20 protein-coding genes are annotated in these 25,468 nt (G+C 69.3%); 9 read left to right on the forward strand and 11 right to left on the reverse strand.

The annotated features are described in order from the left end of the window. The first annotated feature begins 135 nt into the window (after positions 1-135). The 7 genes from LA521A_RS17745 (at position 136) to LA521A_RS17775 (ending at position 6,489) form a co-directional block, all read left to right on the forward strand. Entirely contained in the window at positions 136-1,614 is a 1,479-nt protein-coding gene (locus LA521A_RS17745; RefSeq protein WP_281780163.1) for an amidohydrolase, read from the forward strand. Continuing rightward, the gene (locus LA521A_RS17750; RefSeq protein WP_281780164.1) at positions 1,611-3,011 is read left to right on the forward strand and encodes an amidohydrolase family protein; all 1,401 of its coding nucleotides are present in this window, start codon (positions 1,611-1,613) and stop codon (positions 3,009-3,011) included. The genes LA521A_RS17745 and LA521A_RS17750 overlap by 4 nt, the downstream gene beginning before the upstream one ends. A gap of 279 nt (positions 3,012-3,290) precedes the next feature. Further along, the gene (locus LA521A_RS17755) at positions 3,291-3,698 is read left to right on the forward strand and encodes a DUF1761 domain-containing protein (RefSeq protein ID WP_281780165.1); all 408 of its coding nucleotides are present in this window, start codon (positions 3,291-3,293) and stop codon (positions 3,696-3,698) included. Between the two features lie 10 nt (positions 3,699-3,708). After that, positions 3,709-4,353: a 2-hydroxychromene-2-carboxylate isomerase gene (locus LA521A_RS17760; protein WP_281780166.1), complete on the forward strand. Its 645-nt coding sequence runs from the start codon at positions 3,709-3,711 to the stop codon at positions 4,351-4,353. A 100-nt stretch (positions 4,354-4,453) separates the two neighbouring features. Then, the gene (locus LA521A_RS17765) at positions 4,454-5,401 is read left to right on the forward strand and encodes a DegV family protein (protein WP_281780167.1); all 948 of its coding nucleotides are present in this window, start codon (positions 4,454-4,456) and stop codon (positions 5,399-5,401) included. Between the two features lie 78 nt (positions 5,402-5,479). Next, a complete protein-coding gene (locus LA521A_RS17770; RefSeq protein ID WP_281780168.1) occupies positions 5,480-5,824 on the forward strand; it encodes a hypothetical protein in 345 nt (114 codons plus the stop codon). Next, positions 5,821-6,489 (forward strand): Dph6-related ATP pyrophosphatase, encoded by a 669-nt coding sequence (locus LA521A_RS17775; protein WP_281780169.1) that lies wholly within the window; start codon positions 5,821-5,823, stop codon positions 6,487-6,489. Before LA521A_RS17770 ends, LA521A_RS17775 begins: the two co-directional genes overlap by 4 nt. Before the next feature lie 2 nt (positions 6,490-6,491). On the opposite strand, the gene fghA is transcribed toward LA521A_RS17775, so the two are convergent. From fghA to LA521A_RS17810, 7 genes are all read right to left on the reverse strand, one after another. Further along, a complete protein-coding gene (gene fghA / locus LA521A_RS17780; protein ID WP_281780170.1) occupies positions 6,492-7,322 on the reverse strand; it encodes an S-formylglutathione hydrolase in 831 nt (276 codons plus the stop codon). Positions 7,323-7,474: 152 nt separating this feature from the next. Beyond that, positions 7,475-8,584 (reverse strand): S-(hydroxymethyl)glutathione dehydrogenase/class III alcohol dehydrogenase, encoded by a 1,110-nt coding sequence (locus LA521A_RS17785; protein ID WP_281780171.1) that lies wholly within the window; start codon positions 8,582-8,584, stop codon positions 7,475-7,477. A 37-nt stretch (positions 8,585-8,621) separates the two neighbouring features. Then, the gene (gene frmR, locus LA521A_RS17790) at positions 8,622-8,897 is read right to left on the reverse strand and encodes a formaldehyde-responsive transcriptional repressor FrmR (RefSeq protein WP_281780172.1); all 276 of its coding nucleotides are present in this window, start codon (positions 8,895-8,897) and stop codon (positions 8,622-8,624) included. Between the two features lie 199 nt (positions 8,898-9,096). Further along, on the reverse strand, positions 9,097-9,660 hold the full coding sequence (locus LA521A_RS17795) for a DUF4136 domain-containing protein (RefSeq protein ID WP_281780173.1): 564 nt from the start codon (positions 9,658-9,660) through the stop codon (positions 9,097-9,099). A 128-nt stretch (positions 9,661-9,788) separates the two neighbouring features. Next, positions 9,789-11,279 carry an ATP-binding protein gene (locus LA521A_RS17800; protein WP_281780174.1) on the reverse strand — a complete coding sequence of 497 codons (1,491 nt, stop codon included), beginning with the start codon at positions 11,277-11,279 and terminating at the stop codon, positions 9,789-9,791. Further along, positions 11,276-11,983: a response regulator gene (locus LA521A_RS17805; RefSeq protein WP_281780175.1), complete on the reverse strand. Its 708-nt coding sequence runs from the start codon at positions 11,981-11,983 to the stop codon at positions 11,276-11,278. Before LA521A_RS17805 ends, LA521A_RS17800 begins: the two co-directional genes overlap by 4 nt. Positions 11,984-12,289: 306 nt before the next feature. Continuing rightward, positions 12,290-13,948 (reverse strand): tetratricopeptide repeat protein, encoded by a 1,659-nt coding sequence (locus LA521A_RS17810; RefSeq protein ID WP_281780176.1) that lies wholly within the window; start codon positions 13,946-13,948, stop codon positions 12,290-12,292. A gap of 156 nt (positions 13,949-14,104) precedes the next feature. Here LA521A_RS17810 and ppc point away from each other — a divergent pair, with 156 nt between their 5' ends. Next, complete coding sequence (gene ppc / locus LA521A_RS17815) at positions 14,105-16,846, forward strand: phosphoenolpyruvate carboxylase (RefSeq protein ID WP_281780177.1); 2,742 nt, start codon at positions 14,105-14,107, stop codon at positions 16,844-16,846. Between the two features lie 374 nt (positions 16,847-17,220). On the opposite strand, the gene LA521A_RS17820 is transcribed toward ppc, so the two are convergent. After that, positions 17,221-18,585 carry a glutamate--cysteine ligase gene (locus tag LA521A_RS17820; RefSeq protein ID WP_281780178.1) on the reverse strand — a complete coding sequence of 455 codons (1,365 nt, stop codon included), beginning with the start codon at positions 18,583-18,585 and terminating at the stop codon, positions 17,221-17,223. Positions 18,586-18,902: 317 nt separating this feature from the next. Between LA521A_RS17820 and LA521A_RS17825 the strand changes: the two genes are divergently transcribed. Further along, on the forward strand, positions 18,903-19,955 hold the full coding sequence (locus LA521A_RS17825) for a LacI family DNA-binding transcriptional regulator (protein WP_281780179.1): 1,053 nt from the start codon (positions 18,903-18,905) through the stop codon (positions 19,953-19,955). 9 nt (positions 19,956-19,964) lie between these two features. On the opposite strand, the gene LA521A_RS17830 is transcribed toward LA521A_RS17825, so the two are convergent. Genes LA521A_RS17830 through LA521A_RS17840 form a run of 3 tightly spaced genes read right to left on the reverse strand, consistent with a single transcriptional unit; the run spans position 19,965 to position 25,460 of the window. Then, on the reverse strand, positions 19,965-21,653 hold the full coding sequence (locus LA521A_RS17830) for an alpha-amylase family glycosyl hydrolase (RefSeq protein WP_281780180.1): 1,689 nt from the start codon (positions 21,651-21,653) through the stop codon (positions 19,965-19,967). Positions 21,654-21,663: 10 nt separating this feature from the next. After that, a complete protein-coding gene (locus LA521A_RS17835) occupies positions 21,664-23,169 on the reverse strand; it encodes an MFS transporter (RefSeq protein WP_281780181.1) in 1,506 nt (501 codons plus the stop codon). Then, entirely contained in the window at positions 23,166-25,460 is a 2,295-nt protein-coding gene (locus LA521A_RS17840; RefSeq protein WP_281780182.1) for a glucosidase family protein, read from the reverse strand. The genes LA521A_RS17835 and LA521A_RS17840 overlap by 4 nt, the downstream gene beginning before the upstream one ends. Positions 25,461-25,468 lie beyond the last annotated feature (8 nt).

The following is a 25,468-nucleotide window of genomic DNA, read 5'->3' on the forward strand; positions in this document are numbered from 1 at the left end:
TGCCGCAAGACGCCGACGTATGGCGCCTAATCGGGCATTGTGTCACGCCGCCCATGACCATCGTCAGGGTTGGCAGGGCGTCGCCGGCACGGCTACGGTGCGAAGGTTGTGAGCCGCACTTTCCCGGGGACCTCCATGCTTCGACCACTCGCCGCCGCGCTGATCGCGGCGCTGGCGATGGGCGCCGCGCACGCCGCGCCGCCCGAATCGCAGGCCAACACGTCGGCGAAGTCGCCGGCCCGCTCCCGTTTCACCGAAGACCCGTATCCCAGCACCTACCAGCGCATCGCCGCCGCGCCGGTGCTGATCTCCGGCGCGACCGTGCTCACCGGCACCGGCCAGCGGCTGGAAGGCGCCGACGTCCTGCTGCAGGACGGCAGGGTCGTCGCCGTCGGCCCGGGCCTGCAGGCGCCCGCGGGCGCCACGCGCGTGGACGGCGCCGGCAAGTGGGTGACGCCGGGCCTGATCGACGTGCACTCGCACCTGGGCGTGTACCCGACGCCCGGCGTCACCGCGCACAGCGACGGCAACGAGATGACCGCGCCGGTCACGCCCAACGTCTGGGCCGAACATTCGGTGTGGCCGCAGGATCCGGGCTTCGCTGCGGCGCTCGCCGGTGGCATCACCTCGATGCAGGTGCTGCCCGGCAGCGCGAACCTCATCGGCGGCCGCGGCGTGACGCTCAAGAACGTCGCCGCCACGACCTACCAGGGCATGAAGTTCCCCGGCGCGCCGTGGGGCCTGAAGATGGCCTGCGGCGAGAACCCCAAGCGCGTCTACGGCGGCAAGAGCGGCCCGGCCACGCGCATGGGCAACGTCGCCGGCTACCGCGCGGCGTTCATCGACGCCAGCGAATACCTCACCAAGAACGGCGGCAAGAAGAAGGACGAGCCGGAGAAGAAGCGCCGCTGGTGGCAGTCGGCCAACGACGCCGGCGAAAGCGACAAGGACACCGGCGGCAAGCGCGACCTCAAGCTGGACACGCTGGCCGGCGCGATCAACGGCGACATCCTGGTGCACATCCACTGCTACCGCGCCGACGAGATGGCGGTGATGCTCGACCTGGCCCGTGAATTCGGCTTCAAGGTCGCCGCGTTCCACCACGGCGTGGAGGCCTACAAGCTGGCCGACCGCCTCGCCGCCGAGAACGTCTGCGGCGCGCTGTGGGCCGACTGGTGGGGCTTCAAGATGGAGGCCTTCGACGGCATCCAGGAAAACATCGCCATCGTCGATCGCCCGCCCAACAGCTGCGCGATCGTGCATTCGGATTCGGCCGAAGGCATCCAGCGCCTCAACCAGGAGGCGGCGAAGGTGATGGCGCACGCGAAACTCGCCGGCATGGACATCCCGCCGGAGCGCGCGATCCGCTGGATGACCCAGAACGCCGCCAAGGCGCTGGGCATCGAGGCGCAGACCGGCACGCTGGAGCCCGGCAAGATGGGCGATGTCGTGGTGTGGAACGGCAATCCCTTCAGCGTCTACGCGCACGCCGAGCAGGTGTACGTCGACGGCGCGCGCGTGTTCGATCGCAACGACCGCTCGCGCCGCCCGCTGTCGGATTTCATGCTCGGCCAGGACGCTGCCGCCGGCACGAGCGCAGGAGGTGTGGAATGAGGCGCTTCATCGAGTTCCGCCGTTCGCGGCATAACCGCCCCACCGACACGTTCGAGATCGCCTGCTGCGATCGCGACGCGCGCTGGTCGTATTTCCGCGACACCGGCCGCAGCTTCCTGCTGATTGGCCTGCTGCTGGCGTCGATGGGCGCCGGCGCGCAGGAGTTGCTGATCCGCAACGCCACCGTGCATACCGCCGGCGCGCAGGGCACGTTGAAGAGCGCCGACGTGCTGGTCTCGGGCGGCACGATCCGCGCCGTCGGCACCGCGCTGTCCGCGCCGGCGGGCGCGCAGGTGATCGACGCGCAGGGCCGTCCGGTCACGCCGACGCTGTTCGGCGGCATCACCGAAATCGGCCTGGAGGAAGTCTCGGGCGAAGAGGACACGGTCGACGCCACGCTCGCGCTGGGCGCCGACACCAAGCAGATGACGGTGCGTCCGGAGTTCGACGTCACGCTTGCGTACAACCCGGAGTCGATCCTGATCCCGGTCACGCGCATCGAAGGCATCGGCTGGACGCTGCTCGGCGCCGGCACCGCGACGGGCGGTTCGATCGTCGCCGGCCAGGGCGGCGTGGTGCGCCTGGACGGCAGCGCCGACCCCATCGGGCCGCGCGAGCTGTTCCTGCGCATCGGCGGCGACGCGGCCGGGCTCACGGGCAAGTCGCGCGCGGCGCAATGGATGATCCTGGACCAGCTGATCGACGAGGCGCGCGGGCGCATTCCCCCCGACGCCAACGTCGCGCTGCTGACGCCGGCCGGACGCGCCACGCTCGCCAGGTATCTGGGCGGCGGCGGTCGCGTCGTGGTGGAGGTGCACCGCGCCGCGGACATCCGCCAGCTGCTGCGCTGGTCGCAGCGCCACAACGTGCGCGTCGCCATCGCCGGCGGCGCCGAGGCCTGGCGCGTGGCGCCGATGCTCGCGTCGGCGAAGGTGCCGGTGTTCGTCGATCCGCTGGGCAACCTGCCGATGGACTTCGACCAGATCGGCTCGACCATGGAAAACGCCGCGCGTCTGCGTGCGGCGGGCGTGCAGGTCGGCTTCACCCAGTCGGGCGACGCCTCGCACAACGCGCGCAAGATCCGCCAGCTCGCCGGCAACGCCGTCGCCAGCGGCCTGCCGTGGGAAGACGGCCTCGCCGGCCTGACGCGCGTGCCGGCCGAAGCGTTCGGCGTGTCGGACCGGCTCGGCACCATCGCGCCGGGCAAGCGCGCCGACCTGGTGATGTGGAGCGGCGATCCGCTGGAAGTGAACGCCGTCGCGCTGCAGGTGTGGATGGACGGTCGCGCGATCCAGATGCGCAGCCGCCAGACGGAGCTTCGCGACCGTTACCTCAAGACCGCCGCGCCGGCCGCGGACGGCGGCATGCCGCGGGCGTATCCGGCCTTGGGCCGGTGATGTTTTGAAGCCTCTTCGCTTGGAGAGGCCGATGCTTTAGCCCCTCTCCCAACGGGAGAGGGGTTGGGGTGAGGGGTAACGGAGGGTCGACCTCCCAAAACCTGGTGCATCACCGCACTGCCGGTTTGACGTTGACCCTCCGTTACCCCTCATCCGCCCTGCGGGCACCTTCTCCCGAGGGGAGAAGGGAAAGAACAGGACCTTCGCCCGCACTCCGACGCCGGCTTATCCTGACCGCCTCGGGCCGACCGCGCGCCCGCTTCGCACAGGACACCGCCCATGCCGCCCCTCCCGCACGTCGACTTCAACTGGGTCGCCGCGATCGCCGCCGCCGTTTCGTCGTTCGTCCTGGGCGGCATCTGGTACGGCCCGCTGTTCAAGCGCGCCTGGTGCCGCGAAGCCGGCATCGATCCGGATGCCACGCCGCCGCATCCCAAGCGCATCTTCGCGACCGCCTTCGTGTGCAGCCTGCTGGCGGCGGTGATGTTCGCCAACTTCCTGCCGCCCACCGCCTCGGCCGCCGACGGCTTCGGCGCGGGCTTCGTGGTCGGGCTGTTCTTCGTGGCGATGAGCTTCGGCATCAATTACGCCTTCGCCCAGCGCAGCCTGAAGCTGTGGATGATCGACGCCGGCTACCACATCGCCCAGTTCTGCCTGTACGGGCTGATCCTGGGCGCATGGCACTGAGGAGACCTGCATGGATGCGCCGCTGACCTGGTACTTCGACTTCATCTCGCCGTTCTCGTACCTGCAGTGGCAGCGGCTGAAACCGCTGCTGCATGAGTGCGAAGCGGCGGGAACGCCCGTGCGGCTGGTGCCGATCGTGTTCGCCGCGGTGCTCGATGCGCGCGGGCAGAAAGGCCCCGCCGAAATCCCCGGCAAGCGCGAATTCACCTATCGCCACGTGCTGTGGCTCGCGCGCCAGGCCGGCGTGCCGCTGCGGTTCCCGCCGGCGCATCCGTTCAATCCCCTGCCGTCGCTGCGGCTGAGCATCGCCGCCGGCGACACGCCCGAAGCGGTCGATTCGGTCTTCGACTGGATCTGGAACCACGGCCGCCCCGGCGACAGCGTCGAGGCGCTGGTGCCGCTGATGGCCGCACTTGACGTCCCCGCCGACGCGCTCGATGCCGACACCACCAAGGCCGCCCTGCGCGCGAACACCGATGCCGCCATCGCCGCCGGCGTCTACGGCGTGCCCACGTTGGCGGTCGGCGGCGAGCTGTTCTGGGGGAACGACGCGTTCGACTTCGCCCTGGCCGCGTTGCGCGATCCGGCGCTGCTGCAGGACGAGGAAATGCGCCGGCTGAGCGAGCTCCCGGTCGGATTGCAACGCCGACGCTGACGCGCAGCGTCATGCGGCGCCGCCGCACGGACTTCCGTCTCGGACAAGGTATGCTGGCCGTCACACTTCGAAAGCCAGCGCTCTTTCCGGGAGGGGAACCATGCGCATCGGACTCGTCGTCGATTCCGCCTGCGACCTGCCTTTGCACTACCTCGAGCAGCACGAAGTCTCCGTGCTGCCGATCACCGTGCGCATCGGCGACGCGGTGCTCGCCGACCATCGCGACGAACAGGCCACGCTGGAGTTCCTGCACGCCCACGTCGCCGAGCGCGGCCACGAGGCGCAGACCATGCCGTACACGGTCCAGCAGATCCAGGACCTGTTCCTGCAACGGCTGGTGATCGATTACGACTACGTCTTCTGCATGACCATCACGAAGACGCGCAGCCCGATCTTCGACAACGCGCAGCAGGCGAGTTTCGCGATCCTCAACGACTACAAGCCCGTGCGCGCCGCGGCCGGCAACTCGACGCCATTCGCGCTGCGCGTGGTGGACACGCAGAACCTTTTCGCCGCGCAGGGCGTGACCGCGGTCGAGGCGATCCGCCTGCGCGCCGCGGGCGAAGGCGCGCCGAAGATCCGCGCGCGCCTGGAGCACCTCGCGCTGCACACGCAGGGCTACATGGTGCCGCCCGATCTCTACTACCTGCGCAACCGCGCACGTGCCAAGGGCGATCGCAGCGTCGGCTTCCTCAGCGCCGCGCTCGGCAGCGCGCTGGACATCAAGCCGATCCTGCACGCCAACCGCGGCGAAACCGGGCCGGTGGCGAAGATCAAGGGTTTCGATCCGGCGGTGCAGAAGCTGTTCGAGCACGTCTCGCAACGCGTCGAACGCAACGAACTGCTCACGCCGACGATGTGCCTGAGCTACGGCGGCGAACTGGAAGGCCTGCGCGCGCTGCCCGGTTACGAACGCCTGCGCGATGCGTGCGCGTCGAACAACGTCGAGCTGTTCGAAAGCGTCATGAGCCTCACCGGCATGGTGAACGTCGGCAAGGGCGCGGTCGTGGTCGGCTTCGCGGCGGAAGGGCAGAAGTTCACGGCGTGACGCGTCGAGCCGGTCGTCCCGTCACGTCTCGCGGACCTTCACCTCCTTAAACTGCGTCTCCAAAACAGGAGACCCACGATGGCCACGCGTTACTACATCCGCCTTCCCGACGCGCAGCGCGCGCGTGGCGGCGACCCGTCGCTGTCCTTCACCGCGGTCAGCCCGGACGGCTTTGCCGAACAGCTGCAGGCCGCGCTGCGCGAGGCGTCCCTTTTCGAACAGTGGAAGGCGAAGCAGGACGATCCCGATGCGGTCGATCCGGCGCTCGGCGAAACCGATCCGGGCGCCGTCGTGCAGGGCGCGCAGGACGACCTGCATATCGACCTGGTCGCGACCACGCGCATCGGGGGCGAGATCCTGCGCCAGCGCCTTCGCTGGCTGGCAGGCAGTGCGTGGGAACTGAGGGACGTCACCGCGGCATGAGCCCGCGGTTGCTGTCGTGGAGCGGCGGGAAGGACACCGCGTGGACGCTCCACGTCATGCGCCAGCGCGGCGATGAGGTCGTCGCGCTGCTGACCACGGTCACCGACGAGTTCGAGCGCGTGTCGATGCAGGGCATCCGGCGCGATGTCCTCCACGCGCAGGCCAACGCCACCCACCTTCCGTTGATCGAAGCGCGCATTCCCGCGCAGTGCGACAACGCGACGTACGAGGCGGCGTTCGCCGCCGCGCTTGCGCAGGCGCGCGAGCGCTGGCCGGCGCTGGACACCATCGCGTTCGGCGACCTGCTGCTGGCCGATGTGCGCGCCTGGCGCGAGGCGACGTGCGCAGCGCTCGGCTGGCGCATCGACACCCCGCTGTTCGGCCGCGACACCGCACAGCTCGCGCGCGAGATGCATGACGGCGGCCTGCGTGCGCGACTGTGCTGCATCGATACGCAGCAACTGGACGCGCGTTTCGCCGGTCGCGCATTCGACGCGGCGTTGCTTGCCGAACTGCCGCCCGGTTGCGATCCGTGCGGCGAGAACGGCGAGTTCCACACGCTGGTGCACGACGGACCGATGTTCGACGCGCCGCTCGCGATGCGCGAAGGCGACACCGTGCTGCGCGATGCGCGGTTCGCCTATACCGATTTCACCCTAGCCTAGCGTTACGCCTTGAGCGCCTTCGCGTGGTGCGCGATGTGTTCGCCGATGAAGCTCGCGATGAAGTAATAGCTGTGGTCGTAGCCGGGCTGCATGCGCACCTCAAGCGGGTGCCCCGCCGCTTCGCAGGCTTCGCGCAGGCGCTGCGGCTGCAGCTGCGTCGCGAGGAATTCATCCGCCTCGCCCTGGTCGACGAGCAGCGGCAAACGCTCCGACGCCGAGGCGATCAACGCCGTTGCGTCCCACGCCTTCCACGCCTCGCGGTCTTCGCCCAGGTACGCGGCGAAGGCCTTCTGGCCCCACGGAACCTGCGTCGGGGCGACGATCGGCGAGAACGCCGAGACGCTGCGATAGCGCCCCGGGTTCTTCAGCGCGACGATCAGCGCACCGTGTCCGCCCATCGAATGCCCGCTGATCGCGCGCGCCTTCGTCGCCGGGAACTGCGCTTCGATCAGGTCCGGCAACTCGCGCGACACGTAGTCGTACATGCGGTAGTGCTTCGACCACGGCGCCTGCGTCGCATCGACGTAGAAACCCGCGCCGATGCCCAGGTCGTAGCCTTCCGCATCCGCGACGCCGGCGCCACGCGGGCTCGTGTCCGGCGCGACGAGAATCACGCCATGCTCGGCGGCGTACCGCTGCGCACCGGCCTTGGTGATGAAGTTCTGCTCGGTGCAGGTCAGCCCGCTGAGCCAGTACAGGACCGGACACGAACGCTGTTCGGCCTGCGGCGGCAGGTACACGCCGAAGGTCGTCTCGCAGTCGAGCGACTTCGCGTGATGCCGGTAAACGTGCTGCCAGCCGCCAAAGCAGGCGCGGTGTTCGATGCGATCCATGGTGGTTCCGGGGTTCGGGGTTTTATGGCTCGGGAATCGGGAATCGGGATGATTTCACGCCGTTAGGTGGGACCGCGCTCTTTCGAATCACGAATCACCAATCACGAATCACCAATCACGGCTTCCCCGAATCACACTTCACGAATCACGGCTCAATAGTGAATCACGCTACGGATCGACTTGCCCTCGTGCATCAGGTCGAAGGCTTCGTTGATCTCGTCCAGCGGCATCGTGTGCGTCACGAACGGCGCCAGTTCGATGTCGCCGCGCATCGCGTCCTCGACCATGCCGGGCAGCTGGGTGCGGCCCTTCACGCCGCCGAACGCCGTGCCCATCCACTTGCGCCCCGTGACCAGTTGGAACGGACGCGTGCTGATTTCCTGCCCCGCGCCGGCCACGCCGATGATCACCGACTGGCCCCAGCCGCGATGCGCGCATTCCAGCGCGGCGCGCATGACGTTGACGTTGCCGATGCATTCGAACGAGTGGTCCACGCCCCAGCCGGTCATCTCGACGATCACGTTCTGGATCGGCTTGTCGTGGTCCTTCGGGTTCACGCAGTCGGTCGCACCCATGCTGCGCGCGAGTTCGAACTTCGACGGATTGGTATCGATGGCGATGATGCGGCCGGCCTTCGCCTGGCGCGCGCCCTGGATCACCGCCAGCCCGATGCCGCCCAGGCCGAACACCGCGACGCTGTCGCCTTCCTGCACCTTCGCCGTGTTGTGTACCGCGCCGATGCCGGTGGTGACGCCGCAGCCGAGCAGGCAGACGTGCTCGTGGTTGGCCTCGGGGTTGATCTTCGCCAGCGAGACTTCGGCCACGACGGTGTATTCGCTGAAGGTCGAGCAGCCCATGTAGTGGTACAGCGGCTGGCCTTCATACGAGAAGCGCGTGGTGCCGTCGGGCATCACGCCCTTGCCCTGCGTCGCGCGCACGGCGACGCACAGGTTGGTCTTGCCGGACTTGCAGAACAGGCACTGCCCGCACTCGGCGGTGTACAGCGGGATGACGTGGTCGCCCGGCTTCACGCTGGTGACGCCCTCGCCCACTTCGACCACGACGCCCGCGCCTTCATGGCCCAGCACGCACGGGAACAGACCTTCCGGATCGTCGCCGCTGAGCGTGAACGCGTCGGTGTGGCACACGCCGGTGTGGGTGATCTTCACCAGCACCTCGCCGGCCTTGGGCGGCGCGACGTCGATCTCGACGATCTGCAAGGGCTGCCCTGCGGCGAAAGCGACGGCGGCACGGGATTTCATGGGCGACTCCTGGACGATGAGGTGGGGCGAAGGACGATTACTTGAGGTACGAGCGGACTAGGCTCGCGAGTTCGGCGACGCGCGCGTCGCGCTGCTCGGCGGAGGTGGCGGCCTGGCCGAATTCCTCGCGGATGTGCGCTTCGAGCACTTCGGACATCAGGCCGTTCACCGCGCCGCGGATCGCCGCGATCTGCTGCAGCACGGCGCCGCAGTCGGCGCCGGCGTCCAGCGCGCGCTCGAGTGCGTCGGCCTGCCCCTTGATGCGGCGGATGCGGGCCTGGACGCGCTTCTTTTCTTCGGGGGAATGGGGCACGGCAGCCGCCCGCTCGGGTACTGGGGTGGAGTATACGGAAGGCATCGTGTTTTGGTAGCCCGGGTAAGCGAAGCGCACCCGGGGCGAGCGTGATGGCCCCCGGTGCGCTGCGCTTACCCGGGCTACAAAAGCCAAAACAAGAACGGGAGCCCCCCGGGCTCCCGTTTTTCGCGTCGCGTTACCTGTTTGCGTCAGGGCATCAGGGCATCGACGCCTCCGCGGAGGTCGGCGGGAACTGCGCGAAGATGCGATCGACGCTGGACTGCATCGCGTTGGTCTGGGCGATCGGCGAATCGGGCACGGTACCCATCGCGATGCCGCGCCACAGCGGCCGCTGCGTCTGCGCGTCGAACATGTCGAGCACGAGCGTGCCGTAGGTGTAGTCGCGCACGGTGGTGGAGGTGTTCCAGCCGCCCCACGCGCCCCAGCCCGGGCCCCAGCAGCACCCGCCCCAACCCCAGCCGCCCCACATCGGGGCGTTGTTCCAGGTGTCCACGCGGATGCGGCGCTCGGTGACGATGCTGCCCGACAGCGTGACCTGCGCGTTGGTCGACTGCGTCCAGCCGCGTTCGCGCAGCTTGGCGTCGATGGCGGCGACCAGGCGCTGCGTCTGCAACGGAGAGAAGCCTTCCGGCCGCTGCGCCCAGCGATACGTCTGGTACTGGCCGAAGTTCACGCCCGGGTCGTAATCGGTGAATACGGCCGGCGTGGTGGCGCACCCGGCCAGCAGCGAGAAGGCGAGGAGAATGGCGAATCGTTTCATGGCCGGCTCCCACGGTGACGGCGATTCGAGAATACGCCCGGACGGGCGCGCCAGACGTGAAGCGATGCGGCGTTTGCTGAATCGTTCAGGACCATCGGCCGCGTCGCGCGCGGCGCGTCACGACCGCCTCACCCCACCTCATGCGGCAGCGTCACCGTGACCCGCAGTCCGCCTTCGTCGCGGTTCGCCAGGGCGATGTCGCCGCCGTGCGCGAGCACGACGCCGCGCGCCGTCGCCAGACCCAGGCCGATGCCGCCGGTTTCGCGGTTGCGCGAACTCTCCCCGCGCACGAACGGCATGAACAGCTGCTCGCTCCGGGTCATGTCCACGCCGGGACCGTCGTCGTCGATGCACAGGCGGTAGCCGTCGGCCTCCGGATGCAGCGACAGGCGCGCCGCGCGACCGTACTTGATCGCGTTGTCGACCAGGTTGGCGACCATGCGCCGCAACGCAAGCGGGTCGCCGCGCAGCGGTGCCGACGCGCCCGGCGCGAGCGCCACCGCGTGGCCCATGTCGGCCTGCTCGTCGACCACGCTTTCCACCAGCAGGCGCAGGTCGAGCCGCTCGCGCACGCGCTCGCGGTGCTGCTCGCGGATGAACTCCAGCGCCGCCTCGATCATCTGCGACATCTCGGCGATGTCGGCGGTCGCCTTCTCGCGCGCCTCGGCGGGCAGGCCGTCCAGTCGGAACGACAACCGCGCCAGCGGCGTGCGCAGGTCGTGCGCGATGGCGGCGACCATCTGCGTGCGTTCGCGCACGAGCCGGTTGATGCGCGCCTGCATCGCGTTGAACGACGCCGCCGCGCGCTGGATTTCCGCCGGCCCTTCCAGCGGTACCGGCGGCGCGTGCGCGTCCTGGCCCATGTGGTCGGCGGCCGCGGCGAAGCGGCGGATCGGCCCGGCGAGCGCGCTCGAGAACCACCACGCCAGCGGCAGCAGCGCGACCAGGCCCATCGCGAACATCATCGCGAACGCGCGGCCGATGCCGACGCCGTGGTCCATGCGTTCCACGCGACGCCAACGCCCGTCCGGCTGGCGCAACGCGGCGACGAACGCGAACGGCAGATGCGAGTCGGCGCGCCAGCCGCGGTCGTGCACGATCGGCGGACCGCCGACGCGCTGCGGTTCGCCCACGCGTACCGCCTGGCGTTGGCGCGACGGCTCGACGCGCGCAGGCTCCGGGAGCACCGGCGCCTGCGCGGCGGCCGGCGGCACGATGAAGTCGACCAGCACCGCGGGATCCATCGCGTCCGCACGCGCCAGCGGCACGCCCGGCGCCACGACGATGCGCCGGAACGGCGGCAGCATGTTCGGCCCCGCGACGAAGAAGCGCACGCGGTCTTCGGGCACGTCCAGCCATTGCGCCAGCAGCGTGCGCAGCGGCGGCGGGCTGAGGAAGCCGTGCTCCGGCTGCGGCGCCTCGTCCGATTCGCTCACCGCCAGCAGCGGATTGCCCGACGGCATGCGCGTGGACAGCAGCGCGACGACTTCCGACAACCGCACCGCCGGCGGCGGTTCGCGCAACGCGAGCAGCGCGATGCCGATGCCGTACGCGACGGCGAGCGCCGCCAGCAGCACCAGGAAGGTGCGCGCGAAGATCGGCAGGCCGCGCGTGTTCACAGGCGCGTGACCGTCGGCAACAGCATGTAGCCCTCGTTGCGCACGGTGCGGATCAGTTCGGTGTGGCCGCGCTCGTTGATCTTGCGGCGCAGGCGGCTGATCTGGCTGTCGATCGCGCGATCGAACACCTCGCTGTCGCGGCCGCGCGCGCAGTCGAGCAACTGGTCGCGGCTGAGCACGCGCTGCGGGTGTTCGACGAAGGTCCGCAGCAGCGAGAACTCGCCGTCGGACAAGTTGATGTACGTGCCGCCCGGATCGCGCAGCGCGCGGCGGATCACGTCCAGGTGCCAGCCGGCGAATTCGTACATATGGCCGCTGGCCGCATCGGCCGCGAGCTGCCGGCGGCGCAGCACGGCGCGCACGCGCGCGAGCAGTTCGCGCGGATTGCACGGCTTGGCGAGGTAATCATCGGCGCCGATCTCTAGCCCGATGATGCGATCGGTATCGGTGCCCAGCGCGCTGAGCATGATCAGCGCCGGCCCGCGCTCGCTCGTCAGCCGGCGCGCGGCGCTCAGGCCGTCCTCGCCGGGCATCATCACGTCCAGGATCACCAGGTCCGGTCGCTGCTCGTCCAGCACGCGGCGCATCTGCACGGCATCTTCGGCCGTTTCCACGCGGTAGCCGTGTTCGGTCAGGAAGCCGGAGATGAGCCGGCGGAGGTCGGGGTCGTCGTCGACGACGAGCAGGAGGGACTGCAGATCCATGCCACCACGAACGGAAGGGCGTTTGCGAGTGTAGGCAGACCGTGAACGAATTGTCCCGGTTCCCGGGCTCCGCGCGTCGGACAGAAAAATGCCGCCATCGGGGGATCTCCGATGGCGGCAACGGGACACATGGGTCCACGACTCACCCTCGATCCTGCCCACGCGATGTTGTTTGCGGTTGCCGGTTTGTGTCAGCGGTGACAAGAACGGCGGCGGCGGTTAGATGAACAGGGAGATCGAACCCGCCGTCCCGCATTTACCCCGCTCCGGGCCTGCCGCCCTACGCCTCGCAGGCCCCACGCTCCGTCAGAACCGCGACGCCACCAGCTTCACGTCGGCCCATTGCCATGCGGCGGCCTGGCGGCGTTCGGTTTCGACGGCGGCGTCCTTCAGCTTGAGCTTGCGCTGCGCCTGCGCCAGGCCGTACAGCGACCAGCCGTTGCGCGGGAAGCGGCGCAGGTCTTCCTCGTAGACGGCCACGGCTTCCTTCGCGCGTCCTGCATCGAGCAACGCCGCGCCGAGGAACGGGCGCACCGGCAGCGGCCAGTCGGGCGGCTCGTTGTAGTTGAGCAGGTCCTCGGCGGCCACGGCCTTCTGCAGCGAGGCGATGCCGGACGAGGTTTGCTTCGTGGCCAGCGCGATCTCGCCGGCGAGCATGTGCTGGGCGACGTCGAGCACGCGGTCGGCGCGGTTGATGTCGAACAGCACGACCTTCTCCAGCGCGGGATCGGACGCGATGGCCTGCAGCGCCTTGAGCTCCTTCTTCGCGTCGGCCGGCTTGTCGGTACGCACCAGCGCCATGCCGCGCGCGAAATGCCAGATCGCCTTCGGGAACGGCACGTCCGACGGCGGCGCGTCCTCGGCGAGGATCTGCTGCCATTCGCCGAAGCGCACGCGCGCGAACAGCGGCGCGACGAGGAACTGCTGCATGAAGGGCATCGCCTCCAGCTGGTTCGCGTCGACGCGCCGCGCGGTCTGCTCGGCGGCTTCGATCGCCAGCGTGCGCGAGCCGTGCAGCGCGGCGGTCATCGCCGCGAAGTGCCAGTTGTGCGGCACGTAGCCCAGGGGATACGCGCCATTGCTGCCGCGGCACACGGCGAGGAACGCCTTGTCGGCGGTGCTCGCGGCGAGATTGCTCAGCGTCGCGTCGTGATAGCGGCCCACGCGGATGTAGACGTGCGCCGGCATGTGCACCAGGTGGCCCGAACCCGGCGCGAGCGACGCGAGGCGATCGGCATACGGCTCGGCGCGCTCGGGCTGGTGCGAGGCTTCCACCGCGTGGATGTAGTAATGCACGGCGCCGATATGGCGCGGGTTGCGCTTGAGCACGCCCTCCAGCGTCGCCAGCAGCGTGTCGGTGTACTGCGTCGGCTGGCCCTGCGCGTTCCAGTACGCCCACGGCGTCAGGTCCATCAGCGATTCGGCGTACAGCGCGGCGATGTCGTCGTCGTCCGGGAACTGGCGGTGCGCATCGGCCATCGCCTGCGCGTAGGCCTTGTCGAGCGGAGCGCGATCGGCCGGCGCCGGTGTTTCGTAACGCTTGACCAGCGCGGCGATCAGCGCCTGGTCGGCGGGCGTCGCGTGTTTCGACAGCTGCTGCGCGCGCAGCGCGAGCGTGGTGGCATCGGCGGCGAGGTCCGGCGACATCGGCAGGTTGATGTTCGGCCCGAGCACCAGCGCCTGGCCCCACGCACACATCGCGCAGGTCGGATCGAGCCGTTCGGCCTCGGCGAACGCGCGCCCGGCGGCCTCGTGGTTGAAGCCGTACGCCAGCCGCAGGCCCTGGTCGAAATAGCGCTGCGCTTCGGGAACCTTCGAGGCGATGTCGCGATGCTGCTCGCCGAAGGTGTCGAACAGCGGCGGCGCATTGCTCTCCTGCGCGGTGTTCTCCTTGGGCGCCGTGGGGCAGGCCGTCAGGGCAAGGCAGGCAAGGGCGAGGCCGAACAGGCGGAACCGCGTCGTCATGGCGCACTCCGGCGCTGGGGTGATCAGGAATCAGAACGTCGGGAGCGCGATTCGACGGTCAGTCGCCCTGCCCTGACTCCGTGCAGGCGGCGCGAGCCGACCGTTGCAGCCGCAACCGTCGCGCCGCCTCATGTTGCAGTGCGGTAGGCTCGGCGGATGACCCGCCAGAACCCGCCCGCCGAGTCCGCCAACGATCCCCTGCGCGTCGTCGATTTCGCGCCGCACGACGCCCTGCTCCGCGAGGACGTGAAAACCGTCGGCGCGCTGGTCGGCGACATCCTCGCCGAACAGCGCGGGCCGCAGTTCCTCGCCGAGGTGGAGAACCTGCGGCGCGCGGCGATCCGTCGTCGCGAATCGAACGCGCCGGTGGCCGAACTGGCCGACGCGCTGGCCGGCGTCGAACTCGAACACGCCGGCGACCTGGTGCGCGCCTTCGCCACCTACTTCCAGGCGGTGAACGTCGCCGAGCGCGTGCACCGCATCCGCCGCCGCCGCGATTACGAACGCCAGGGCGCGAGTCGCCAGCCGGGCGGACTGCGCGACGTGCTCGCCACCCTCGCCGCGCAGGGCGTGAGCCTGGACGAGGTGGTCGGCCTGCTGCAGCGGCTCCGCATCGAACCGGTGTTCACCGCGCATCCGACCGAGGCCGTGCGCCGCGCGCTGCTGGAAAAGGAGCGCCAGATCGTCACCTGCCTCATCGACGACATCGACCGCACGCGCACGCCGTACGAACATCGCGCCGACCTGGAACGCATGCGCCTTGCGCTCACCGCGAGCTGGCAGACCGCCGAGACGCCGCCGGTGAAGCCAAGCGTCGCCGACGAGTTCGAGCACGTCGGCTTCTATCTGTCGGACGTGCTGTACCGCGTGCTGCCGGTGTTCTACGAACTGTTCGAGGACGCGCTGCGCGAGACCTACGGCGAACACGTGCCGATGCCGACCGTGATCGGCTTCGGCACCTGGGTCGGCGGCGACATGGACGGCAATCCGAACGTCGGCGCCGACACCATCGCCGCGACGCTCGCCGGCCAGCGCGCGCTGGTGCTGCGCGCGTACCGGCAGGAAGTCGCCGCACTGGGCGAATTGCTGAGCCAGTCGCTGGAGCGCATCGGCGTGGCCGACGCCGTGACCGCGCGCATCGAGGAATACCGCTACCTGCTGCCCAAGGCCGCCGCCGCGCTGAAGCCGCGCCACGCCGACATGCCGTATCGCAACCTGCTCGCGCTGATCGGCGCGCGGCTGCGTGCGACGGCGGACGACCACGTCAACGGCTACCCGGACGCGGCCGCGTTCCTCGCCGACATCCGCATGATCGAGGACAGCCTGCGCGCGCACCAGGGCGAGCACGGCGGCGGACACGCGGTGCGTCGCCTGCGTCGTCGCGCGGAATGCTTCGGGTTCCACCTGGCGAGCCTGGACCTGCGACAGGACTCGGCGACGCACGACGCGGCGCTTGCCGACGTGCTCGGCGATGCGCAGTGGGAATCGCGTTCGCGCGAGGAACGCGCCGAGCGGCTGCATCGCCTGCTCGACGGCAGCGAGCCGGTGCGCGGCGTCGGCAACGGCACCGCGCGCCCGACGCTGGACGTGTTCCGCGCGGCCGCGCGCCTTCGCCCGCGCTACGGCGCGCAGGCCTTCGGCCCGTACATCGTGAGCATGAGCCGCAGCGCCGCCGACGCGCTCGCCGTGCTCGCGCTGGCGCGCGTGGCCGGATGCATCGACGGCGACGGCCGCGTGCCGCTGGACGTCGCGCCGTTGTTCGAAACCGTCGACGATCTCGATGCCGCAAGCGACACGCTGCGCGCGCTGTTCGACGACCCGGTATATCGCGCGCACCTGGCCGCGCGCGGCAACCGGCAGGTCGTGATGCTGGGTTACTCCGACAGCGCGAAGGACGGCGGCATGCTCGCCTCGCGCTGGGCGCTGCAACGCACGCAGATCGCGCTGACCGAACTGGCGCGCGACAGCGGCGTGCGCATTGCGTTCTTCCATGGCCGCGGCGGTTCGATCAGCCGCGGCGGCGGCAAGACCGAGCGTGCGGTGATCGCCGCGCCGCGCGGCTCGGTCGACGGCTACCTGCGCCTGACCGAACAGGGCGAGGTGATCCATCGCAAATACGGCATCCGCGCCATCGCGCTGCGCAATCTCGAACAGGCAACCGGCGCCGTGCTGCGCGCGACCTTGCGCCCGCGCGCGCCGGAACCGCGCGAGGAACAGTGGCGCGCGATCGCGACGGAACTCGCCGGCGACGCGCGTGCGCACTACCGCGCGCTGGTGCACGAGAACCCGGACTTTCCCGCGTATTTCCGCGCGGCGACGCCGATCGACGTGATCGAACGACTTCGCATCGGCTCGCGGCCGAGCAAGCGCGCCGGCACCGGCGACGTCGGATCGTTGCGGGCGATCCCGTGGGTGTTCGCGTGGTCGCAGAATCGCGCCGGACTCACCGCGTGGTACGGCGTCGGCACCGCGCTGCAACGCGCGCTCGACACGCACGGGCGCGACACGCTGGCGGAAATGGCACGCGACTGGCCATTCTTCGGCACCCTGATCGACGACCTGGAAATGATGCTGGCCAAGTCGGAGCCGGGCATCTTCGAGCGCTACTCGCTTCTGGCGGGCGAACTGCACGAGCGTTTCCATCCGGGCATCGCGGCGGAATTCGAACGCACGCGCGCGGCGGTGCTGGCGATCAAGGGCAGCGACGAACTGCTGGAAGGCGACTACCGCCTGCGCCAGTCGATCCGTCTGCGCAATCCGTACGTCGACCCGATCAGCCTGCTGCAGGTCGACCTGCTCGCACGCTGGCGCGCGGCCGACCGCCCGGACGATGCGTTGTACCAGGCGTTGGTGGCGACGGTGAACGGCATTTCGGCGGGGATCCAGAACACCGGGTGAGGCAGGCGGCTGACGCGGCGCTGCCTCGTGGCCAAGCGCGCGCGCTCCATCCCGGATGCGCTTCGCTTATCCGGGCTACAAACGCAGGTGTGCGTAACCATCTGCGGCTTTTGTAGCCCGGGGGAAGCCGTGATGGTGCCTTCACCCCGGATGCGCTCCGCTTATACGGGCTACAAACGCAGGGTGCGCGTACCATCTGCGGCCTTTGTAGCCCGGGTAAGGCCGAAAGGCCGCACTCGGGATCACGCGTGATCGCTCACCAATCCCGGAGCGCCCTCATCCGCCTGCCGGCACCTTCTCCCGCGCGCGGGAGAAGGGCTACCATCGGCCCGCTTTCCGCCGCGCATGCAGCGTAAGGACGACAAACGCCTCGCTCAGTACGCGAATTCGCGGAACACGCGATCGATGTCGCCCTGCCACGCACCGTGGTAGAGGTCGAGCTTGCGTTCGGCCGGCGTGATGCCCGCTTCGGCGAACTCCATCATCGGTTCCAGGAACACCGATTCGTCCGCCCCGTTCGCGTTCAACCGCGCGCGACGACGCAGCCCGTGCGCGGAAATCTCCAACGCCTTGCGCGCGAGATCCTGCACCGTGCCGTTGCGGAACGGCAGCTTCAACGCGTGCTTCGGCACGCCGTCGCGAAGGGCGTGGCGTTCTTCGAGCGTGAAGTCCTTCACCAGGTCCCACGCCGCATCCAGCGCGGCGTCGTCGTACAGCAGGCCGACCCAGAACGCCGGCAGCGCGCAGATGCGGTTCCACGGGCCGGAGTCGGCGCCGCGCATTTCCAGGTATTTCTTCAGGCGCACTTCCGGGAACGCGGTCGTGCTGTGGTCGGCCCAGTCGCGCAGCACCGGGCGGTGGCCCGGATACGCCGGCAGCCGGCCGTCGAGGTAGTCGCGGAACGACTGCCCCGACGCATCGATGTACTGTCCGTCGCGGTAGACGAAATACATCGGCACGTCGAGCAGGTAATCGACGTAGCGCTCGTAGCCGAAGCCGTCCTCGAACACGAAATCGAGCAGCCCCGTGCGGCCGGCGTCGGTATCGGTCCAGATGTGCGAGCGGTAGCTGAGGTAGCCGTTGGGCTTGCCTTCCAGGAACGGCGAATCGGCGAACATCGCCGTCGCCACCGGCTGCAGCGCAAGCGAGACGCGGAACTTCTTGACCATGTCGGCCTCGGAGCCGACGTCCAGGTTGACCTGCACCGTGCAGGTGCGCGTCATCATGTCCAGGCCGAGCGAGCCGACCTTCGGCATGTACTCGCGCATGATCTTGTAGCGGCCCTTGGGCATCCACGGCATTTCGTCGCGCCGCCACTTGGGCTGGAAGCCGACGCCGAGGAAGCCCAGCCCCATCGGCTCGGCGATGGTGCGCACTTCGCGCAGGTGGCTGTTGGTTTCCGAACAGGTCTGATGCAGGTTTTCCAGCGGCGCGCCGGACAGTTCCAGCTGCCCTGCCGGTTCCAACGATACCGACGCCTGGTCCCGCGTGAGGGCGATGACGCGGTCGTGTTCGGTCACCGGCGTCCAGCCGAAACGGGTCAGGCCCTTGAGCAACGCCTCGATGCCGCGGTCGCCGTCGAAGGTCGGCGGGCGCAGGTCGTCGGTTCGGAAACCGAACTTCTCGTGCTCGGTACCGATGCGCCAGTCCTCGCGCGCCCGGATACCGGAGCTGAGGAATTCGACGAGCTGGGCCCGACCCTCGATGGGAACATCCTTGACCTGGCTGGGACCCGACACACACACCTCGTTGATGGAGCCTTGGCTGCAGTGGGACGACGTCCCGGACTGTGGCGGCGATCACGCCAGTGTAGCGAGGCGGCGTGAATGACCCCATCCACGGCGGTGCAACGCAGTAATCCGGAATGCACGACCCTCACGCAGGGGCGGCGTCGCCCCGGTCGGATGGACGAATCGGTTCGGTCGCTCGCCGCAAGCCGGACCTCCCCGTGCATGAGCGGCGCGCGTACCACCGCAGGCCGGATCGACCCGCACGCGCAACGCCGCATGCCGCACTGCCGCAAGCCTTTGCGGTCAAGGGCTTACATACTGCGAACATGTCGCAAGTGCACTACATCGGCCGCAGCAAGAAGACCAAGATCACCTCGCTCGACATCGCCCATCGCGCGGGCGTGTCGCAGGCCACGGTGTCGCGCGTGCTGCGCGGCAGTCCGCTGGTCAATGCCGAGACCCGCCGCCGCGTCGAGGACGCCGTTCGCGAGCTCAACTACAAGGTCGACCGGCACGCCTCCAGCCTGCGCACGCAGCGGTCGGGCACGCTGGCGCTGCTGTTGTTCGAGGACCCGACGCCGGACGAGTCGCACATCAACCCGTTCTTCCTGTCGATGGTCGGCTCGATCACCCGCGCCTGCGCGCGCGAGGGGCAGGACCTGCTGATCTCGTTCCAGCAGCTATCCGACGACTGGCATGCCGACTACGAGGACAGCATGAAGGCCGATGGCCTGATCCTGCTGGGCTACGGCGACTACCTCGCCTACCAGGGCAAGCTGGAGAAACTCGTCGCACAGGGCACGCGCTTCGTGCGCTGGGGCGCGGTACTGCCCGACCAGCCGGGCCTGTCGATCGGCTGCGACAACTTCAACGGCGGACGCATCGCCGGCGAACACCTCGTCGGCCTCGGCCGTCGACGCATCGCCTTCCTCGGCGGTGCGTCGAGCCATTGCCCGGAATTCTTCGACCGCTTCCGCGGCTGCGACGCCGCGTTGCGCGAAGTCGGCGGCGCGATGGAGGCCATCCTCCAGGTCGATGCCGAAAGCTCCGAGGAAGACGGCTACGCCGCGGCACGCGAACTGCTGGCGCGCGGCGGTGCGTTCGATGCCGTCTTCGCGGCGAGCGACCTCATCGCCGTCGGTGCGATGCGCGCGCTGGCCGACGCCGGCCTGCGCGTGCCGGAAGACATCGCCGTGGTCGGCTTCGACGACCTGCCGATGGCGCGCTTCACCAGCCCGCCGCTGACCACGGTGTTCCAGGACACCAAGCGCGCCGGCGAGCTGCTGGTCGAAACGCTGCTGCGGCAGATCGCCGGCGAGCAGACGCAGAGCATCACGCTGTCGGCATCGCTGGTGGTGAGAAAGTCCAGCGGCGCCTGAGCGGCCGCGCTACTGCGGCCGCTTCACCTTCATCAGCCGATCCAGTTCCGCCCGCAGCTGCGGCTGCGTCACGGGTGCGTCGAGCAGGAACACCTCGACGCCGTGCGCAGGCACCGTCGTCTTCAGCGAACCGCCGGCGCGCACCGTCTTCCCGCCACCGCCAACCGCCGCGCGCCACGTGCCCGGCTGCAGCCACTGCTTCACGTCGAATGCCGCCGGCGCATCGCCCTTGTTGAGCAGCACCAGCGCGGTCTGCGAGACGCCTTCGTGCTGGTACACGCGGTAGAACGCGGCGCGCTCGCCCTTCAGTTCGACGTTCGCCTGCAAGCCGCGCTGCAACGCGGGCGACGCCGCACGCACGTGCGCGATGCGCGACAGGTTGCGGTGGATCGCGCTCGACGGCGCGCTCGCGATGCGCTCGGCGCCGAAGTAGTTGCGGTTGCCGTCGTGCTCCGGCTTGCCGCGCATGAACCCGACTTCCGAACCGTAATAGACCACCGGAATGCCGCGCGCGGTGAACAGCCAGTTGTGCGCGTCGATGAAGCCTTCGTCGGTCGCGTCGAGCCGCGCCATGTCGTGGTTGTCGTAGAACGTCGCCAGTTCGTACGGATTCGCGTACGGCCCGCCGTCGAGGAACAGGCGGTCGGCCAGTACCTCGAAGCCCGCGCGCTCGTGGCCGAAGGCCTTCTCGAGCCCCTGTTTCAGCGGGAAATCGAGCACGCTCACGTTCGCGTTGCGCGACCAGGTGTGCTCGGCGATCTTCTTCGCGTCGTACTCGAACGCCTCGCCGAACATGAACATGCCCGGCTTCAGCTTGCGCATGCGCGCGACGAACTCGTGCCAGAACGGATGCGGCAGCCAGCCGATCGTGTCGATGCGGAACGCGTCCGCACCCTGCCCGATCCACTGCGCGTACGCGCCGGCGAGGTAGTCCATCACCTCGGGGTTGTTCTCGTTGAAATCCGACAGTTCCGCCAGGCCGCCGGACGTGTTGTAGAACCGGTGCAGCGGATTGTTCTTCGGGTCGAGCTTGCCCGGCGGGAGGTTCTGGTGATCGGCAACGAGCTTGCCGTCGCCGTCGAACACCTGGCCGAACTTCGGTTGCGGCCTCGGCATCGAATACGCCGGCGAGCCGTGGTTGCCCACGATGTCCAGCACCAGCTTCATGTCGTGCCCGTGCACGGCATCGGCGAGCGCCTTGAAATCCAGGCCCTTGCTCGGCAGGTGTTCGTCGAGCTCGTAGAAGTTCACGCCCCAGTAGCCGTGATAGCCGGTCTTGCCGCCATCGGTGAGGAAACCGCCCTTCTGCGCGGGCTTGCCGCCGGTGAACGCCTCGTCGGGATTGTCGACGATGGGCGTGATCCACAGCGCGCTGAAGCCCATGCCGCGGATGTAGTCGAGGTGATCGACGATGCCCTGGAAGTCGCCGCCGAGATAACCGATGTTGTCGCCCGCATCGCTGCCCGGCGTGGGGCGGTCGAACGTGCGTGTCGCGGCGTCCGGCCCGCCCTGTTCGCGCTGGTCGTTCGACGGATCGCCGTTGACGAAGCGGTCGGTCACGACGAAGTACACGGCCTCTTTCGCGAACGGCTCGAGCGTTCCGTAGTAGTCGGGCGCCTGCGCGGCGTGCGCGAATGGAATGGACGTCGCGAGCGCGAGCGTCAGGGCATGGCGGCGGAAGGACACGTTCAGGCGCATTCGAAACTCCTCAATGACCGGTCGCCGCCGCAGCGGCGACGCGCCGGCCGTCGACGGACGCGTCCTGCACGCGCAGCACGCACAGGCCGGCGACGATCAGGCTGATGCCGCCGATGGTGAGCGCGTGGATCGGCGCGCCGGCGAAGAAATGCTTGAGCAGGAAGCCGAGCAGGCTCGCCGCCACCAGCTGCGGGATGACGATGAAGAAATTGAAGATGCCCATGAACACGCCCATCTTCGCCGCGGGCACGCTGTCGGACAGCAACGCGTAGGGGAGCGACAGGATCGAGGCCCACGCGAAACCGACGCCGACCATCGACAGCAGCAACCACTGGGGGTCGCGGATCACCAGGAACGACAGCAGGCCGACGCCGCCAAGCGTGACGTTCACCAGGTGGCTCACGCGCAGGCCCAGGCGCCGCACCATCCACGGAATCGCGATCGCCGCGAGCGCGGCGAATCCGTTGTACGCCGCGAACAGCACGCCGACCCAGTTCGCGCCTTCGTTGTACGCGGCCGATGACGTATCCGTGCTGCCGAAATGCACCTGCGTGACCGCAGCCGTGGTGTAGATCCACATCGCGAACAGCGCGAACCACGAGAAGAACTGCACGACCGCGAGCTTGCGCATCACCGCGGGCATGCCGTGCAGGTCGCCGACGATCTGCGCGAGCGCGCGATCGCGACGCATGCCGCTGGCCAGCAGCAGCGCGGCGCCGTAGCCGGCGAGCAGGCCCGCGAGGATGTACAGCTGCTTGTCGAGCGCGAATCGCCACACCGCCAGCGCGCCGACCACGCCGGCGAGCAGCCATACGGCGCCATTGAGGCGGGCGCGGGCTGCGTCGAGTTCCGTCGCCGGTTCGCGCGCGGCAGTGTCGTGCGCGCGCAGCGTCTCCGGCGGGTACTCGCGCGTGCGCAGCACCGTCCAGCCCACGGCGAGCAGCAGCACCGCGCCGCCGAAGTAGAACGCGTACCGCACCGTGTCCGGCACTTCGCCCGGGCCGGCGGTATTCCCGACGCCCGCTTTCGCGAGCATCCACGGCAACAGGCTCGCGATCACCGAGCCCACGCCGATGAAGAAGCTCTGCATCGCGTAGCCGCTCGCGCGCTGCGACGTCGGCAACTGGTCGCCGACGAAGGCGCGGAACGGCTCCATCGAAATGTTGATCGACGCGTCCAGCACCCACAGCAGGCCGGCGGCGATCCACAGCGTCGGCGAGTTCGGCATGAAGAACAGCGCCAGCGTCGCCAGCACCGCGCCGACGAGGAAGTACGGTCGGCGACGTCCCAGCGGCGTCCACGTGCGGTCCGACATGTAGCCCACGATGGGCTGCACGATCAGGCCCGTGAGCGGCGCGGCGATCCACAGCACCGGGATGTCGTCCATGCTCGCGCCGAGCGTCTGGAAGATGCGGCTGACGTTGGCGTTCTGCAGCGCGAAGCCGAACTGGATGCCGAGGAACCCGAAGCACATGTTCCAGATCTGCCAGAACGACAGCTGCGGTTTCGTGCTCATCGCGCGGACTCCTGTTGGGCGGCACCCACCGCCACGCCGTGCAGCGCGCCGAGGGTCGCATCGTTGATCGGACCGTCGATGCCGCCGACGCCGCCGGTATAACGGGCATTGTGGGTGAGGTACGACATGTTGATGCCGTCGTGGATCGCGAAGCGGCAGCTCGCGCCGCCCGGCACGTCGATCACGACCTCGCTCGATCGCTGCATCGCCGCGCCGTGCGGCATCACGAGCGTGCCGCGCTGCTCGGCGACGCCGTCGCACTGCGCGACCAGCGTCTTCACCGCCGCGGTGATGCCGGTGTTGATCGGGCCGTGCGTGTTGGTGAACTCGACACTGAAGGCGTATCGGCCGGCCTTCGGCGCGCGCCACGAGCGCGGCCATTCGCCATTCACGACGATCTCGTCGCCCACGCAACGCGTCTGCGAATGCAGCGATTCGATGCCGTTCTCCACGCGCGTCGTGGACACGCATTGACGGCCATCGCGCTTTGCGAGGCGCACCGTGCGCGCGTTCGGTGAGGCGTCGTCATGCAGTGCGCCGTCGACGTAGAGCCGATGCTGCGCGGGAAGGTCGATGCGCCAGGCCTTCGCGTCCCGAACCGGACTCGGCGCGGCCGGCGACGGCGGAGCGAACGCGGCCGCGTCGAGCGCAGCGGTGGTCTCCTTCGCCGCGCTGCGCCTGGCGACGAGCGTGACGGTTTCGCGCGTACCCTCGCGCGTTACGTCGCCGGCGACGAGCAGATCGCCTTCGATGGTCGACGGTCGCACCAGCACGATGTCGCGATCCGCCGTGTGCAGCGCGATCCGGTCGCGCTCGCCGAACAACATCGGTACGAGCGACGCGGGAAGCTTCGGTGCGAGCGAACCATCCGGCTCCAGCCCGAATACGCCTTCCATGACCATCTGCAAAGCGCCCGCCACCGACCACAGCTGCCGCGGCGAGTTGACGACCGGCCCGCTCAGCGCGCCTTCGTCGACGTGCACCGCCTGCGTGAGGAGTTCGTAGTTCTCCATGTTCGAACCCGCGAGCGCGGCGCCGCGCAGGATCGAACGCACTTCGCGCTCGATCCTGCGCGCGTCGTCGAGCTTGCGCGCGGCGCGCAGCGAATACGCGCTCACGAACGGCCAGATCGCGCGGTTGTGGTAGATCGCGATACCCGGCTGCTGCGGCCAGATCACGGGACTGCCCGAATCGAGCATCGGATAGTTCGCCAGCGCGCGGCGCGCACGCGCGTCCGGCGCGACACCGCTGTCGATCAGCAGCGAGAGGCCGAGCAGGTCGTACGCCTCGAACGCCGCCGGATGCGCCGCGGTGCCGATGTAGCTCATGTACAGCCCGCGATCCTCGCGCCAGAAGCGCCGGTCGATCTGCGCGGCAAGCGCTTTCGCCTGCTGCGCGTAGCCGTCGGAGCGCGCGTCGCCGCGCTCGCGCGCCATGCGTTCGGCCAGGCGCAGCGCCTCGTAGTGGAGCACGTTGGTCGACAGCGCGAACGATTGCGCGATGAACGCGACGTCGTCGGCCGTCCACGTCGGATACGACTGTTCGCGCCAGTCGAGGAACGAGGTTTCGCCGCGATACAGGCCCATGTTCGCATCGAAGACGAACTCGCGATCCTGCGCGAGCGTGTCGGTAAGCGCCGTCCACACTTCTTCGTTGAAGCGCTTCGCATCGGCATCGTTTGGCGCCGCATCCACCAGCCCGCGCGCGGCGAGGAACCACACCACGCGGTCGCTGCTGATCGGCCAGCTACCGCCGGAGCCGGTGTCCTGCACGACGAACGTGCCCTGCGGCCCGCCCGCGCGCAGGTCGGACAGCTTGAAGCGCAGCGCGTTGCGCGTGCGCTCCGGACGCAGTTTCGCCAGCGCGAGGTCGGCCGCGAACGCGAGGTCGCGCGTCCACACGTAGCGCCACTTCTCGCCGGTTTCGAAGCACGCGCAGGGAATCGGTTTGCCGCGGTCGTAGGCGTTGTCGGAGATCGACTCGACCTGCGCCTTCGTCAGTTCCGCCTGCGCCAGCGCGAACAGGCCATCGAACATCGGGCTCGCGGTCTGCGTGCGCATCGGCTGCGCGGGGATCGCGACCACGGCGCCGTCCTTGCGCTGCAGGCGCCAACCTGCGCCGTCGGACTGCATGCGGGCCGTCGCGCCCTGCCACGCGATCGCATCGCGCCATGCCGCATCGCCGGCGAACGCGTTCCCGGCCGGCACGGAACCGGCGGCCAGGACGAGCGCGATGGCGAGCAACAGGCGTGGCGAGCGGCGCATCGACGGCGCCGGGCGGGCTTGATTCATGCAACGTC

Origin of the sequence: Lysobacter auxotrophicus (genome assembly GCF_027924565.1) — a bacterium.
Classification (GTDB): domain Bacteria; phylum Pseudomonadota; class Gammaproteobacteria; order Xanthomonadales; family Xanthomonadaceae; genus Lysobacter_J; species Lysobacter_J auxotrophicus.

Coding starts and splice junctions, on each gene's coding strand:
- LA521A_RS17770 (WP_281780168.1), top strand. CDS start 5,480: ATGGCCACGCGTTACTACATCCGCCTTCCCGACGCGCAGCGCGCGCGT.
- LA521A_RS17785 (WP_281780171.1), bottom strand. CDS start 8,584: ATGAAATCCCGTGCCGCCGTCGCTTTCGCCGCAGGGCAGCCCTTGCAG.
- fghA (WP_281780170.1), bottom strand. CDS start 7,322: ATGGATCGCATCGAACACCGCGCCTGCTTTGGCGGCTGGCAGCACGTT.
- LA521A_RS17840 (WP_281780182.1), bottom strand. CDS start 25,460: ATGAATCAAGCCCGCCCGGCGCCGTCGATGCGCCGCTCGCCACGCCTG.
- LA521A_RS17760 (WP_281780166.1), top strand. CDS start 3,709: ATGGATGCGCCGCTGACCTGGTACTTCGACTTCATCTCGCCGTTCTCG.
- LA521A_RS17795 (WP_281780173.1), bottom strand. CDS start 9,660: ATGAAACGATTCGCCATTCTCCTCGCCTTCTCGCTGCTGGCCGGGTGC.
- LA521A_RS17745 (WP_281780163.1), top strand. CDS start 136: ATGCTTCGACCACTCGCCGCCGCGCTGATCGCGGCGCTGGCGATGGGC.
- LA521A_RS17775 (WP_281780169.1), top strand. CDS start 5,821: ATGAGCCCGCGGTTGCTGTCGTGGAGCGGCGGGAAGGACACCGCGTGG.
- LA521A_RS17825 (WP_281780179.1), top strand. CDS start 18,903: ATGTCGCAAGTGCACTACATCGGCCGCAGCAAGAAGACCAAGATCACC.
- LA521A_RS17755 (WP_281780165.1), top strand. CDS start 3,291: ATGCCGCCCCTCCCGCACGTCGACTTCAACTGGGTCGCCGCGATCGCC.
- LA521A_RS17765 (WP_281780167.1), top strand. CDS start 4,454: ATGCGCATCGGACTCGTCGTCGATTCCGCCTGCGACCTGCCTTTGCAC.
- LA521A_RS17830 (WP_281780180.1), bottom strand. CDS start 21,653: ATGCGCCTGAACGTGTCCTTCCGCCGCCATGCCCTGACGCTCGCGCTC.
- ppc (WP_281780177.1), top strand. CDS start 14,105: ATGACCCGCCAGAACCCGCCCGCCGAGTCCGCCAACGATCCCCTGCGC.
- LA521A_RS17750 (WP_281780164.1), top strand. CDS start 1,611: ATGAGGCGCTTCATCGAGTTCCGCCGTTCGCGGCATAACCGCCCCACC.
- LA521A_RS17810 (WP_281780176.1), bottom strand. CDS start 13,948: ATGACGACGCGGTTCCGCCTGTTCGGCCTCGCCCTTGCCTGCCTTGCC.
- LA521A_RS17805 (WP_281780175.1), bottom strand. CDS start 11,983: ATGGATCTGCAGTCCCTCCTGCTCGTCGTCGACGACGACCCCGACCTC.
- LA521A_RS17835 (WP_281780181.1), bottom strand. CDS start 23,169: ATGAGCACGAAACCGCAGCTGTCGTTCTGGCAGATCTGGAACATGTGC.